This window comes from Kribbella sp. NPDC058693, assembly GCF_042715335.1.
In the GTDB taxonomy this organism is placed as follows: Bacteria; Actinomycetota; Actinomycetes; order Propionibacteriales; family Kribbellaceae; genus Kribbella; species Kribbella jiaozuonensis.
In genome coordinates, this window is sequence record NZ_JBHXSQ010000001.1 from 1608889 (window position 1) to 1622159 (window position 13271).

Below are 13271 nucleotides of genomic sequence, written 5' to 3' on the forward strand. Positions count from 1 at the left end.
CGGCGGCGGACATCCGGATCGCTTTTGCCGTACAGGACCGACTGTCCATAAACGACCGTTCGCGAGCATCCGCCGATCACGGCGAGCAGATGATCCTTCGGCGCGCATTCAGTGGTCGATGCCGGGGTGTTCGACATGGGTCCTTGAAACGGGTTCTTCGTACCAGACGAGGTGGTTCCAGCGGGGTGGCGCAAGCACTCGCGGCTCGGTGGAGAACTCGGCGCCGAACGGGCGGAGCTGAAACCGACAGACCTTCCTGGTACACCGTCCTACTTCAACAGACCGTCAGGCGGGCTGACCCTGACCAACTGCGCGCGGCGCTCACTCGGGAGATCGCTGCCTATCGAGAGAGGTATGCGATCCACAGCCCTACGCTCCTCGGAACCCCGCCCCCAGAGAGTGAGCACACGCAGCACCATCATCACGCTGGACTGCTTGCAAAGGTTCGAGTTGTGCGCAACAGCCGGAATGAACCATCTGCCCAACGCGCGACCGCCCAGGCACCACCGATGAGCGTGGTCGATGTGACTCCTGGGTTTCGCGATCGTTGATCGAAGACCGTCAGGTCTACGGCCGGTTGTCTACTTTCGCGGCAGACAAGTTCACCATCTGGCCCGCCAGCAGCGGAGACGGCTTGAAGCCCTTGACGATGAGGTAGATGCCGAACGACAACTCCCAGAAGAACTCCGGGATCGTCGCGATCCCCTGGACCGTGCCGCCGCGTTCGATGACGTCGAACATCACCGCGATTCCCGAGACGACGATCAGCGGACCTCCGACGAGTCCCAGCATCGCCATGCCGCGCGGCACCAAACCAGACCGGTACATCAGGTAGCCCAGAACGATCCCGTTCGCGAAGCCGGCGCAGAAGCCCGGCCCGATCAGGAATGCCCGATCGTAGATCGCGACGAAAACCTGACCGAGAGCAGCGTCCGTACCAGCCGTTCCTTCTTGTCGCATCAACAGGAACGTGAGAAGGCTGACGATGCCGATAGCAATGAAGGTCGCCTCGACCAGGCGCGCTGCGACGTATCCCAAGGCCAGAGACTCGCTGAACCGCCGGTAGAGCGAATACGGCACTACAGCTGTGCCGATATTGGCGATGATGACAATGAGTTCGAGCGTGGCCCCCAAAGCCACGCTCGCGGTGGGATCGTTGCCCGCTCCGGTGATGTAGCCGGGATGATCCCGCACCGGCGCGTACAGCACGAAGTACGCCGGGATCGAGGCGACGAAGGTGACCACCATCAACCAACCCGTCAAGGTGGCGACCTTCCGCGCGTTGACCGTGCTGCTCCACCGATCTCTGTCGATGTCCATCTGAAACCTCTTTCTCCGATCAGCGTGTGGGACTCCGGACCGCGGAGACGACGTCGAGGATCGCTTGGGTGGTGGCGGCTGCGTATTCTTCGTTCCCGACCAGCGCCTCGTGGCTCGCGCCCCGGACGATGCGCTGCGAGCTGTTCGTCGACAAGCCGGCCAGGTCTTTCTGCTTCGCCTGCCAGGCGGCGTCATTTCCGCTACCGGCCGTCAGGACGACCAAAGGCTTGCCTGCGAAATCCTTGAAAGCGGCAGCTTGCTCCATCGAGCTGTTCGCCTGCACGTACTCGTCGATTGTGCTGCGAAGATTGCTCGCGGTCGCGCCGGTAGCACGCACCTCGTCGCGAGACCGCGGCGGCAGACTTTCGAAGGAAACTTGGTTGTACAGGCGCACCAGACCAACTCGGGCCGAGGCCGAAACCAGCGCGGAGACACGGCCTATCGGGTCGTAGGAGGCTGGATCCGCTGGTGATCCTGCCGACGACTTCGCTGCGGTGGAGTCGACCAGGACCATTCCAGCGACCTCATCGGGGTAGCTGGCCGCGAAGGTGCGTACGTACAGTCCGCCGAAGGAATGACCTGCCAGCACGTAGGGTCCAGGCACGTTTCCGCGGTGCAGCAAGGTGCGCAGATCGGTCGCAATCTGCTTGCCGTCCTGCGCTGCGTCAGCGGACTCGCTCCACCCGCGACCCGCGCGATCGTAGACGCAGACCCGCGTCGTTCCACTGACGGCCGGTGTGATCCAGCCGAGATTCGACGACATCTCGCCGCCGCCGGCTTCGAGCACGACAGTCGGACTACCTGAGCCGGTGCAGTTGAGATGCAGGCTGTGCCCGCCGACATCAATCAGCTGGCCGGGCGGCGGATAGGCCTTGGCATCCGCAGCTTCCCGCGCGGTCTCGTACCCGCCGCCGATCGAGGCGAGAGCCAGGATCGCGATCACTGGGTACAGCAGCCACCGTCCGCCTCGGCTGTGAAGCTCTCGCCCGACACGGACTGCCATCCAGATCGCCAACACCAGCAGGGCCGGCGGCCACACCCACTTGAGCACGTCGTCCACCCGGGAGCCGAACAGCACCAGAAGCAGACCGCTCAAACCCATGAAGAGCGCAGGAACCACAGCCCACCTCTGCGGCTGATCGGTAAACCGTACCGACAGCATCGCCAACAATGCCCAGCCGAGCGCGAATCCGCACAGCACTGCGCCGACCACCTCGCTGTCTTTCGCCGGCACGACTGGCGCCGCAACGAACAGCAAAGCGGCGAGTAGTCCAGCAGCCATCGAACCGGCCAGGACCAAACCGATCCGTCCCCTGCGCCCGGTATCAGGGCCAGACGGACGGCGCTGATCCGAGTCGGGTACGGCCGGTGACGTGGGGGTGATGCTCATGCTGAGTTGTCGGCGCCGGATGAAGGAGGCGGTACGGCGAGGACGGGGTCGCTGCCGCCTTGGTCGAGGCGGAACGGTGGGTACGCGTCGGTCATCAGGGCGGCATAGCCCGCGACCCGGAGCGCCCACCGGTTCATTCCCAGGATCAGGTCGTAGAGGGACCGAGGGTAGGCGCCGGTGAACGCCAGGATGATGGCGGCGATGATCACCAGGATGCCGACGAGGCCACCGCTGCCGCCGATGTTCCATTGCCAGTTGTCGGACCGGTTCGCGGCCCACGCTCCACCGCCGACGAAGATGCCGACGATGATGTAGTGCGGGATCGCGAGCAGCCACCACTTCACCAGCACCAGGCCGCGGGACAGACGCTCGGGGTAGTCCACCGACAGGTGCGCCGGGTAGTCCTCGACCTCGGCCAGCGTGAACGGCGGGTACTGATCGGTGCCGAGCGCACCATACGCGTAGTACGTCACCCGCCAGGACCACCGCATCACGCCGACGTTGTAGGTGAAGATGGCGCGCGGATAACGACCGGTGAAGAGAATCGCGAAGAACGCGGCCACCGAGGCGAGCATGAATCCGAGCCACAGGAACGCCAGTACGACGTAGTGCGGGATCACGAGGATCCACTTGACCAACCAGAGCCACCGCGACGACCTCGGATCCGTCGCCGCGTTCACATGTACCGGGTATGCCACAGATGTTGTCATTACAACCATCTCCCAAAGGGCTTGCTCACAGATGAAGCCGGGCGTCTCACCCAAGAGGCAGCGGCGTGTGCCCTGCTACCTCGGGAGACCTGATCGCCGTGATCGCTGACGGCTTGAAGCCCTTGACGATGAGCCAGATGGCGAAGCTGACCTCCCACGCGAACACAGGCAGCGCCAGGACGGTGTGGACACTCTGGCCATAGACGCCGAACAGCATCGCCGTCGCCGACAAGGTGACCAGTGCCCCGCCACTCATCCCCAGTACGGCGATGGCCCGCGGCACCAACCCTGATCGGTACACCAGGTAAGCAAGCAGGAAGCTGTTGAAACCAAGGACCCAGCTAGGTCCGAGCAAGAACGTCCAGTCGTGGATCGCCACCAGCGACCGCTCGATCGCAGCGACCGCGGGATTGCCGGCATCCGCCGTACCGCTCAGGTCCTGTCTGAGTGATACGGCAACCAGGACGCTGACAGCGCCGACGACGATGATCGCGGACTCGAGGAGCCGGCCGCAGACGTAGCCGAGCGCGATGCTGTGGTTCTGTCGCTTGACGACGGGATACAGCGTGACCGCGCTGCCGATACAGGCCACAACGAGTAGTAACTCGAGAAACCCTCCGAGTAGCACTCTGTTGTCCGCATCGGCACCCGTCAGGTAGTTGCCGTCACGCAGAACAGGTTGATAAAGCAACAGCGCCGGGATCGAGGTGATCTCCGTGGCCAGATAGAACACGCCCGCGACGATCGCGGTACGTCTCAGTGCGCTCAGATTCGCCATGCGAGTGCGCCCCTTGTAGCGGCCCCCCGGTCGCCCCTAGGTGTCTCCGACGGATACGCCTTAGACCACCACTCGCATACGCCCTATTGCGGCTCACCATCCTCTGCCGCGCAACCCCTGTCAACGGTGAACCCAATGCCCATAAACCCGCGGACCAGACATTCGGTATCGCACCTGCTTGTCGATCAAGCTGCCGGCTTCATGTAGCAGTTTGGTGTCGGTGAGTAGTTCTGGTGCATCCGAGTAGGGAGGTCCAGTCGCGGATGCGGCGTACAGCGAGGATGTGGTCTCGGTGGAAGGCAAGTGGGTCTGAGGGGGCGGCGTCGTCTTGGTAGCAGGATTCCCAGTAGGTGCGGAGGGCGGAGAGTTCTTCGACGATGCGCCGTGGTGGGGCCAGCAGGGTGGGATGACTTTGTGGTCGAGGTTGTAACGAATGGTTGCCCAGGACACCCATTCGGCGAGGTGCTCTAGTTCTTCGGTGGTGCTGGCGGGGTCAAGGTCGCGCCAGCACACGATGTAGGGGTCCGGGGGCGGAGCGAAGGCCAGGGCGCTGGCGAGTTCTTCATCGCGGTTCATCGGAGGGTGGCCTTGCCGATGCTGGCGCGGATTTGGTCGGCGTCGGTGCGGTCGGTCCAGGGGGTCATGGTGAGGAGGATGGGTGGGGCGGTGCGGGTCACAGGATGCCGGTGCCGAAGGGGAGGGTACGGATGACGCCGGGTGCTGGTGGAGGTGGTGCGGCCGCAGACGGCGGCGAGGTCTTGGAGTCGCGGGGTTGGGCGGAGCCGCCGAGGCTAAGGCGGAGGGTGGCGACAAACGGCGTCAGCTGAGAACGCGACTCAGCCGCCGTCGGATCTCGAACCAAGTCCCACGTCGAATGAATCACCGGGATCTGGTGACGCCCGGGCACGTCACCTGCGGTGACACTTAAAACGGTTCGTGTGGAGGGAGATCATCGGTGACTACCGAGCAGCGCTCGACCCTGGAGGCCATCCTGCGGCAGGCTGCATTTGTGGCCGATATCGCGCTGGACGAACAACGGGCCCAAACTCAAGGCACTGTTGTCGGCAGAGCCCCTGCCGGCCGAAGTCACCCTCGCTGGCATCGAGCCCCGGCGTTGATCGAACCACAGGAGTGCATATGAGTGACTGGAACACCCAGACCATCACCCAGTTCAGAGCCAACGGAGGCAAGGTCGGCGGCCCGTTCGAAGGCGCGCCGATGGTTCTGGTGCACCACCGCGGCCGCAAGAGCGGACGAGAGTACGTGACCCCCACGATGTACCTCGCACACGAGACCGACCCCGACACCATCTACGTCTTCGCAACCAAGAGCGGCGCCCCGACCAACCCGGACTGGTACGCCAACCTCACCGCCGCGGGCAACGCCACCATCGAGCGCGGGACCGAGACGTACAACGTCACGGTCCGCGAGATCACCGGTCCCGACCACGACCGGATCTACGCCGTCCAGGCCGAGCGCTACCCCGGCTTCGCCGAGTACGAACGCCAGACCGCGGGCATCCGCACTATCCCCGTCCTCGAACTCAAGCGCGGGTAGCCGGCGCCAGTTTGTCCGGTGTGGAGATGAGGGCGGGCCTTTGACGGTGGCTCCAGCAAGTGCACGGCTTATCGACCGGGGTGGCCTTGTCGCTGCCTTGGATCGCGCGGCGGCGCGGAAGGTAACAGTCATCTCGGCTCCGGCAGGGAGCGGGAAGACGTGCCTGCTGCGCGCGTGGGCCGACCGGCCGGGGCAGACGTCCCGGCTCGCTCTCGTGCAGGTGCAACGCGACGAGCGCGACGCCCAGCAGTTCTGGCTGGCCGTACTCGACGCGATCGGCCAGGGTACGGCTGCCGCTGGCCGCGTGGAACCGCAAGCAGCGACACCTGACTTCAATGCACGTGCGATGGTCGACCGGGTGCTGTCGGAACTCGCCGACGCGCAGGACATCACCTTGGTTATCGAGGATCTTCACGAGCTGACTTCGCCCGAGGCCCTCGCTCAGCTCACCCGGCTGCTGACGGATCTTCCCCTTCAGGCACACGCGATACTGACCATGCGCCACGACGTACGTCTGCGGCTGCACCAACTGCGTCTGGCCGGCGACCTGGCGGAGATCCGCGCGGCCGACCTGCGGTTTTCGGGGCGCGAAACACGCGACCTTCTCGCCGCCTCGGGCATCACACTGTCGGCCGCCGGGGCCGCCCTGCTTCACCAGCGAACCGAGGGGTGGGCCGCCGGCCTGCGGCTCGCCGCCCTCTCCCTGGCCGGTCGCCCCGATCCGGAGCGATTCGTCGCCGAGTTCTCCGGCAGCGACCGCACGGTCAGCGAGTACCTGATCGCCGAAATGCTGGAACGCCAGCCGCCAGACGTCCAGGACCTGCTTCTCCGTACGTCCCTGCTCGACCGCGTCAACGGCGCACTCGCCGACCTGCTGACCGACGGGTCCGGCTCGGAACGGACCCTGCTGGAGCTCGAAGATGCGAGCGCGTTCGTCGTCTCACTGGACCCCGAGCGCACGTGGTTCCGGTACCACCATCTGTTCGCGGATCTCTTGCGGCTGGAGCTTCGCCGGAGACTGGCCGAGGAAGTGCCGGCGCTGCACCGACGCGCCGCTGGATGGTTCACCGTGCACGGGCGCGTCGTCGACGCCATCAAGCACACCCAGGCAGCGGGCGACTGGCCTGATGCCGCCCGGTTGCTCGCCGATCAGTCGTTCAGCCTGACCCTCGACGGGGAAGCGCAGACCATGCAGGCGCTGGTGCAGAACTTTCCCAAGAATGCAGATCATCCCGAGCTCGCGCTGGTGCGCGCGATGGGTGACCTCTCGCAGGGACGTCTGGACCAGGCCGCCAGCGAGCTTGCGTTCGCCGAGGCACATGTGCAGGCGACGTCACCGGACCGCCGGCGACGCCTCCTGGTGGCGGTCGCGTCGCTGAGGCTGTCGCTGGCCAGGCGGCGCGGCGAGCTTGCCGGTGTGATCGAGCAGGCCGGATTCCTGGCTTCCCCGCTCACTGAGCAGCCCGACGGAGACGTTGCGCTAGGCAACGATCTGCGGGCGGTCGCGCTGATGAACCTGGGGACGGCCGAGGCGTGGACGCTCGGGCTGTCAGACGCGCCGGACGCCGAACGGCATCTGCGGGAGGGCGCCACGCTGGCGCGGGAGATCGGTCGCCCGTACCTCGAAGTCGGCTGCTTGGCGCAACTCGGGTTCGCATCGCTGGTCCTCCACTCGTTCGCCACGACCCAGCGGCGCTGCCGTGAGGCGATCGCGCTGGCCGAGCGATACGGATGGGGCGCAGAACCGATCATCGCGCCTGCCTTGATCATGCTCGCCGCCATTCTGATCTGGACGGGTGAGTTCGACGAGGGCGAGCAATGGCTGGAACGAACCAGACAGGCCTTGGAAACAGACACCGGCCCGGACATCACACTCCTCCTGCACCAGACTGCTGGGTTGCTGCACGCCGGCCGCAACCGCCATCAGGAAGCGCTCGAGGAGTTCACCGCCGCCGAGTACATGGGATCGCAGCTTGCAGACTCGCGGGCGTTGGCGACCCGGACCACCCGGTGGCTGCTCGCCACCCAGGCCCGCCTCGGAATGGTCGACGAGGCTCACGCCTTGCTGGCGGCGCTCGACGACGAGTTGGCCGGCTCCGGTGAGATCCTGAACGCCCTCGCGGTGATCCGCCTCGCCGAAAGCGATCCGGCTGGGGCTCTGACAGCAGTAGCCGACGTTCTGAATGGCACGGCCGCGGTCTTCGGGGACGTCACGGTCATCGAGGCACACCTCTTGGCCGGGCTCGCCCATCGCGAGGTCGGTGACCAGCGCGCGGCAAACCAGGCGACCGAGCGGGCGCTGGACCTGGCGGAGTCTGACCGGTTGATCCTCCCGTTCGCGATCACAGGCTCCCGCGAGCTACTCGAGGCGCTCCCCGGGCATGAAACAGCGCACGCCGCGCTGGCCGCCGACATCCTCGACAGCTTGCACGGCTCTCCTCCGCCGGCCAAGAGGGGATCCTCGTTGCCACCGACAGGAGAGCTCAGCCCCGGCGAGCTGAAAGTGCTGCGCTATCTCCCGACGAACCTGACCCGGCCTGAAATCGCCGACGAACTGTCCGTGTCGCAGAACACCGTCAGCACGCATGTGCGCAGCATCTACGCCAAGCTCCAGGTCGGCGACCGCTCTGCGGCGGTACGGCGCGCGCGGGAACTGCGATTGCTGTCGGCCCGCCGCACGAGGTAGCCCGGGTTCACCTCAAAGCAGTGATGCTCGGTCACCTGCCCGGCCTTGACCATGTGCTTCATGGACGCCATGCCCGCCTGGTACGCCATCCGGATCCACGGCCACCTCGGTGCCGGCGTGCTGTCTGCGTTCCCGGCGCTGGCGTCGCGGCGCGACGGCTCCGACACCGTGCTGACCGGGTTGCTGGACCGGTCAGCGTTGTACGGCGTACTTGCGGAGATCGAGGCCCTCGCCCTCGACCTGATCGAGATTCGTCAGCTCAGCCCGGACCACACATCAGCAGAATCCCGGGACGGATGGTCGGGCACGCAAGAATCACCGGCATCCGGTGACCACCTCCCACCGTCCTGACGGCAAACCTGGACTTCCTGGATCCCAGGTTCTGAAGCACAGGAGGGCATGACCATGAAGGTTCATCGCTGGAAGACGATCACCGCCGTGGCCGCCAGCCTGGCTCTCGCTATCGGCGCCGCGCCGCCTGCGATCAGCGGCACGCCGGCGCCGGCTGCGACTCTCGTCCAGAGTCCGAAGGTCAGCGCGACGTTGAGCGCAAGCGACCTGTCCAAGCTGCCGCTCACCAACCGCCATCTGACCAAGCGTGAGAAGGCCAACCTCGCCGTCGTCCTGCGTGCGTACCACGCGGGTGAGGGTGACGTTCTGGACGCCCAGGGATTCATGAACCTGTTTGCGAGGGACGGTGTGCTCAACGGCATCGGCGGCGTCGAGGGACAGTCGAGCTTGCGGGGTCAACAACTGGGCGGTCTGATCGTCTGGATGGGCACATTCCTTCCGGACGTGCACCGGGAGCTCAAGCACATCACCGTGAACGGTGACGTCGTCAGTATTGAACTGTCGATCCAGGGCACCTTCCTCGGCGGGTTCGAGACACCCGCCGGCGTGATCAAGCCCACCGGGGCCAAGGTCGACTTCCCGACCGCCGACTTCTGGTACCTGCGCAACGGCAAGGTCGAGGTGTTCGACTGCCACATTGCCTTCACCACCTTGTACGCGCAGCTCGGCATCCTGCCTGACTACGCGTCCGCAGTGGCGGCGTCACGCGCTGAACACAGTCAGCCGAAGGGAAATCCATGACCGTCATCAACCCACCGGCCGCGCGGGCCGGCTCGTACCTGGTCGGAGACCTCGAGCTGAACCGCATCGGCTACGGCGCGATGCAGCTCGCCGGCCCGGGCGTTCTCGGGCCACCGCGCGACCGCGCCGCCGCCATCGAGGTGCTGCGGACCGCTGTCGAGCTGGGCGTCAATCACATCGATACGGCCGACGCGTACGGGCCGTACATCACCAACGAGATCATCCGGGAAGCGCTCTTCCCGTACGACGGCCAGGTGCACATCGCGACCAAGGTCGGAGTGGTGCGCGACGAGAAGGGCGGCTGGCTGGCTGCCAACTCCCCGGAGGCGCTGCGTGCGCAAGTACACGACAACCTCCGCCGGCTCGGACTCGACGTACTCGACATAGTCAACCTGCGGACCCTCGTCGGGATCGATGACCGCGCAACGGTTACAGACACGCTCGTACCCCAGTTCGAGGCGCTCGCTGAACTGCAAGGGCAAGGTCTCATCCGGCACCTCGGCCTGAGCACGGTCAGCCTCGACCAGCTCGGTGCGACCACGACGGCGGTCGCCGAGTCCTGGCTGCTCCAGCACTCACCGAATCTCATGCTGATCCCGGGCACGTCGTCGGTCGACCACCTGCGCGAGAACATCGCGGGCGCAGCCCTGCCCCTGCCGCCCGACGCAGTCGCCGAGCTGGACACGATCTGAGCAGCGAAGCAGGCGCTGGGGTCAGCCGATCCGTCGGTAGCTCCATACAGACAGGGGGACGAACACGGCCAGCAGGCAGGCGACCCAGGCCGCGGCCGCGCCGAGGGACGCCGAGGAGCCGTACAACGCGAGGGAGCGGGCGGCGTCACCGGTGACGGTTACAGGGTTGAATCTTGCGAACGTCTGCAGCCACTCCGGAAAGGTGGCCACCGGCACGAACACCGAGCTGGCGAAGACGAGCGGGAAGATCACGACGAACCCGGCCGTTTGTGCCGTTTCCGCACCGCGCACCGTCAGCGCCACGAAGGCGAAGATCCAGCTGAGGGCCAAGCCGAACGCGGCGACGACTGCAACGCACGCAATCGCACTGGCAACCCCGCCGAGGAAACGGAACCCGACCAGGTACCCGACAGCGATCATCAGCCCGATGACCGCGATGTTGCGGACCAGGTCGGCAACGGTGCGCCCGGCCAGCACCGCGGAACGGGCCATCGGCATCGACCGGAAGCGGTCGACCACCCCGCGAGTCAGGTCTTCCTTCAGGCCGACCGCGGTCTGCGAGGCACCGAACGTGACCGACTGGACGAAGATCCCGGGCAGCAGGAAGTCGACGTACGCGACCCCATCCGGCAAGGAGCGGCCGATCGCGCCGCCGAACACGTAGACGAACAGCAGGACGAACAGGACCGGCTGGATGGTGGAGAAGACCAGCAGGTCCGGCTGGCGGATGAAATGACGCAGGTTGCGGATCGTGACGACGGCAGTGTCTGTCACTGCCGAGCGCACGGCCTGCGGCGATGGACGGCGGAGCCGCACGACCGGACGACGAGGCGCGGGCCGGCGAGGTGCCGGCCCGTTCGGCGGCGGCTGCTGGGCTCGAGGCCGTGGTGCAGGTTCGCTGCCGTCCTCACTGGGCGCGGCACCGGTCAGCTGCAGGAAGACATCATCCAGGGTGGGCCGGCGCAACCCGATGTCAGTGACGGCGATCTGCGCCTGGCGCAGCCCGGCGGCAGCCTCCTCCACCAGCGCAAGGCCGTTGCGCGGGGCCGGAAGAGTGAGACGGTCCGGCCGCTCGTCCGGCTGCGGCTCGCCGCAGCCGACCCTCGAGAGCACGGCCTGTGCGCGGTCGCGGTCCCCTGCGCTGGATAGTTCCACCTCCAGAATCTGGCCGCCGACACGCTCCTTGAGCTCGTTCCCGGTTCCCTCCGCGATCACCTTCCCGCGGTCGATGACCGCGATCCGATCGGCCAGCTGATCGGCCTCCTCCAGGTACTGCGTCGTCAGGAGGATCGTTGTCCCCTCGCGCCGCAACTCGCGCACGATCGCCCAGATCTCGTTGCGGCTGCGCGGATCCAGGCCTGTGGTCGGCTCGTCGAGGAACAGCATCCGCGGGCGGGTGACGAGGCTCGAGGCGATGTCCAGTCTGCGGCGCATGCCGCCGGAGTACGTGCCGGCCGACCGTTCAGCCGCCTGCGCCAGGCCGAATCGCTCCACCAGCTCCCCGGCGCGACGGCGGGCGTCCTCGCGGGACAGATTGAACAGACGGCCGAACATCTCCAGGTTCTCGCGTCCGGTCAACAGTTCGTCGACCGCCGCGAACTGACCCGTGAGGCCGATCAGCTCCCGGACGGCGGCAGGCTCATCCGTCACGTCATGGCCGAGGACCTCCACACGGCCGGCATCGGGCGCCAGCAGCGTGGCCAGAATCCGCACGAGCGTGGTCTTGCCCGCACCATTCGGGCCGAGCAGACCAAATACCATCCCCGCCGGAACCTCCAGCCCAGCGCCATCCAGCGCCACGGTCGTCCCGAACCGCTTGCTCACACCCTCGACCCGCACCGCGGGTACCGACGTACCAAGAGATGTGCGTGACGTCCCCTGCTCGTCGTCTGCAGTCATGTCGATCTCCTCCAGCGGGCCGGGCAGACGTTCGCAACAGACTCAGGTTTGCCACCCAGCAGGGGATCGGTCGTCACCGGATCGCGGTGATCCGCCCGCTCTACTCGCGAATCACCGTGATCCGGTGACGCTTCCTCACCTGCCTGACAGCAAGCCTGCTAGTGGCCCACATCCGGCAGGGAATGCCCGGCGAGTTCGAACCAAAGGGAGCTGCAGATATGCCAAAGGCAGTCAGGTACGACGAGTTCGGCGGCATCGACGTGCTTCGGGTCGAGGAGGTGGAACGCCCGGTACCCGGCGACGGGCAGGTCCTCGTCCGGGTGAAAGCGGCCGGCATCAACCCCAGCGAGGCGGTCATCCGCACCGGCGCAGTTGCCGAGCTGTTCCCGTCGACGTTCCCCTCCGGGCAGGGTAGCGACCTGGCCGGCGTCATCGACGAAGTCGGCGCCGGGGTCAACGGATTCTCGCCCGGCGACGAAGTCATCGGGTTCTCGGACACGCGGGCCTCCCAGGCCGAGCTGGTCCTGGTCGAGGCCGGCAACCTCACAGGTAAGCCGGAGAAGGTCTCCTGGGAAGTCGGCGGTGGGCTGTATGTCGCCGGCACGACCGCATGGGGGGCAGTTCACGCAGTCGAGCCCAAGGAGGGCGAGACCGTCGTCATCTCGGGAGCCGCCGGGGGCGTCGGCTCGCTCGCCGTACAGCTCGCACGCCGTACCGGGGCCACGGTCATCGGCCTGGCGAGCGAGAACAACCACGAGTGGCTGAAAAGCCACGGCGTGATCCCTGTCGCGTACGGCGCCGGCGTCGCCGACCGGATCACGGCCGCCGCGCCAAGCGGCGTGGACGCCTTCATCGACACCAACGGCGACAGGTACGTCGAGTTGGCCCTCGCGCTCGGCGTCGCGGCCGAGCGGATCGACACCATCGTCGACTTCGCGGCCGCCCAGAAATACGGGGTGAAGACCGAGGGCGGCGCAGCAGCCGGGCCGGGCGCCACGGTGCTCGCGGAGTTGGCCGACCTGGTCGCCGGCGGAGCTCTCGAGGTACCGATCGCGAGGGTCTATCCGCTGGCTCAGGTCCGCGAGGCCTACACCGAGCTCGAACGCCGCCACACCCGCGGCAAGATCGTCCTCAGGCCGTAGCCCGC

Annotated in this window: 11 protein-coding genes; 6 read left to right on the plus strand and 5 right to left on the minus strand. The window is 66.5% G+C overall.

Annotation, left to right across the window (positions count from 1 at the left end; all coding sequences use genetic code 11):
• Window positions 1-567 precede the first annotated feature (567 nt).
• From ACFWUU_RS07720 to ACFWUU_RS07735, 4 genes are all read right to left on the minus strand, one after another.
• Window positions 568-1263, minus strand: a complete 696-nt coding sequence (locus tag ACFWUU_RS07720) for a DUF4386 domain-containing protein (protein WP_380173606.1) — start codon at window positions 1261-1263, stop codon at window positions 568-570.
• 76 nt (window positions 1264-1339) lie between these two features.
• Entirely contained in the window at window positions 1340-2710 is a 1371-nt protein-coding gene (locus tag ACFWUU_RS07725) for an alpha/beta fold hydrolase (RefSeq protein ID WP_380173608.1), read from the minus strand.
• Window positions 2707-3420, minus strand: coding sequence for a DUF4389 domain-containing protein (locus tag ACFWUU_RS07730; protein ID WP_233714556.1), 714 nt, complete (start codon window positions 3418-3420; stop codon window positions 2707-2709). The genes ACFWUU_RS07725 and ACFWUU_RS07730 overlap by 4 nt, the downstream gene beginning before the upstream one ends.
• Before the next feature lie 46 nt (window positions 3421-3466).
• Window positions 3467-4198 carry a DUF4386 domain-containing protein gene (locus ACFWUU_RS07735; protein ID WP_380173610.1) on the minus strand — a complete coding sequence of 244 codons (732 nt, stop codon included), beginning with the start codon at window positions 4196-4198 and terminating at the stop codon, window positions 3467-3469.
• Between the two features lie 1137 nt (window positions 4199-5335).
• Between ACFWUU_RS07735 and ACFWUU_RS07740 the strand changes: the two genes are divergently transcribed.
• From ACFWUU_RS07740 to ACFWUU_RS07760, 5 genes are all read left to right on the plus strand, one after another.
• The gene (locus ACFWUU_RS07740; protein ID WP_380173611.1) at window positions 5336-5755 is read left to right on the plus strand and encodes a nitroreductase family deazaflavin-dependent oxidoreductase; all 420 of its coding nucleotides are present in this window, start codon (window positions 5336-5338) and stop codon (window positions 5753-5755) included.
• Window positions 5756-5852: 97 nt separating this feature from the next.
• Window positions 5853-8441 carry a LuxR C-terminal-related transcriptional regulator gene (locus tag ACFWUU_RS07745; RefSeq protein WP_380173613.1) on the plus strand — a complete coding sequence of 863 codons (2589 nt, stop codon included), beginning with the start codon at window positions 5853-5855 and terminating at the stop codon, window positions 8439-8441.
• Window positions 8442-8501: 60 nt separating this feature from the next.
• The gene (locus tag ACFWUU_RS07750) at window positions 8502-8792 is read left to right on the plus strand and encodes a hypothetical protein (RefSeq protein ID WP_202877569.1); all 291 of its coding nucleotides are present in this window, start codon (window positions 8502-8504) and stop codon (window positions 8790-8792) included.
• A gap of 54 nt (window positions 8793-8846) precedes the next feature.
• Window positions 8847-9533 carry an ester cyclase gene (locus ACFWUU_RS07755; protein WP_380173615.1) on the plus strand — a complete coding sequence of 229 codons (687 nt, stop codon included), beginning with the start codon at window positions 8847-8849 and terminating at the stop codon, window positions 9531-9533.
• Entirely contained in the window at window positions 9530-10225 is a 696-nt protein-coding gene (locus ACFWUU_RS07760; protein WP_137253087.1) for an aldo/keto reductase, read from the plus strand. The genes ACFWUU_RS07755 and ACFWUU_RS07760 overlap by 4 nt, the downstream gene beginning before the upstream one ends.
• A 21-nt stretch (window positions 10226-10246) precedes the next feature.
• On the opposite strand, the gene ACFWUU_RS07765 is transcribed toward ACFWUU_RS07760, so the two are convergent.
• On the minus strand, window positions 10247-12124 hold the full coding sequence (locus ACFWUU_RS07765) for an ABC transporter permease (RefSeq protein ID WP_380173617.1): 1878 nt from the start codon (window positions 12122-12124) through the stop codon (window positions 10247-10249).
• Window positions 12125-12342: 218 nt separating this feature from the next.
• Between ACFWUU_RS07765 and ACFWUU_RS07770 the strand changes: the two genes are divergently transcribed.
• On the plus strand, window positions 12343-13266 hold the full coding sequence (locus ACFWUU_RS07770) for an NADP-dependent oxidoreductase (RefSeq protein WP_380173619.1): 924 nt from the start codon (window positions 12343-12345) through the stop codon (window positions 13264-13266).
• The last annotated feature ends 5 nt before the right edge of the window (window positions 13267-13271 follow it).

Bases quoted from the DNA above. Each gene is read 5' to 3' on its own strand.
- ACFWUU_RS07725 (WP_380173608.1), bottom strand. From the start codon at position 2,710: ATGAGCATCACCCCCACGTCACCGGCCGTACCCGACTCGGATCAGCGC.
- ACFWUU_RS07730 (WP_233714556.1), bottom strand. From the start codon at position 3,420: ATGACAACATCTGTGGCATACCCGGTACATGTGAACGCGGCGACGGAT.
- ACFWUU_RS07735 (WP_380173610.1), bottom strand. From the start codon at position 4,198: ATGGCGAATCTGAGCGCACTGAGACGTACCGCGATCGTCGCGGGCGTG.
- ACFWUU_RS07740 (WP_380173611.1), top strand. From the start codon at position 5,336: ATGAGTGACTGGAACACCCAGACCATCACCCAGTTCAGAGCCAACGGA.
- ACFWUU_RS07750 (WP_202877569.1), top strand. From the start codon at position 8,502: ATGGACGCCATGCCCGCCTGGTACGCCATCCGGATCCACGGCCACCTC.
- ACFWUU_RS07755 (WP_380173615.1), top strand. From the start codon at position 8,847: ATGAAGGTTCATCGCTGGAAGACGATCACCGCCGTGGCCGCCAGCCTG.
- ACFWUU_RS07760 (WP_137253087.1), top strand. From the start codon at position 9,530: ATGACCGTCATCAACCCACCGGCCGCGCGGGCCGGCTCGTACCTGGTC.
- ACFWUU_RS07765 (WP_380173617.1), bottom strand. From the start codon at position 12,124: ATGACTGCAGACGACGAGCAGGGGACGTCACGCACATCTCTTGGTACG.
- ACFWUU_RS07770 (WP_380173619.1), top strand. From the start codon at position 12,343: ATGCCAAAGGCAGTCAGGTACGACGAGTTCGGCGGCATCGACGTGCTT.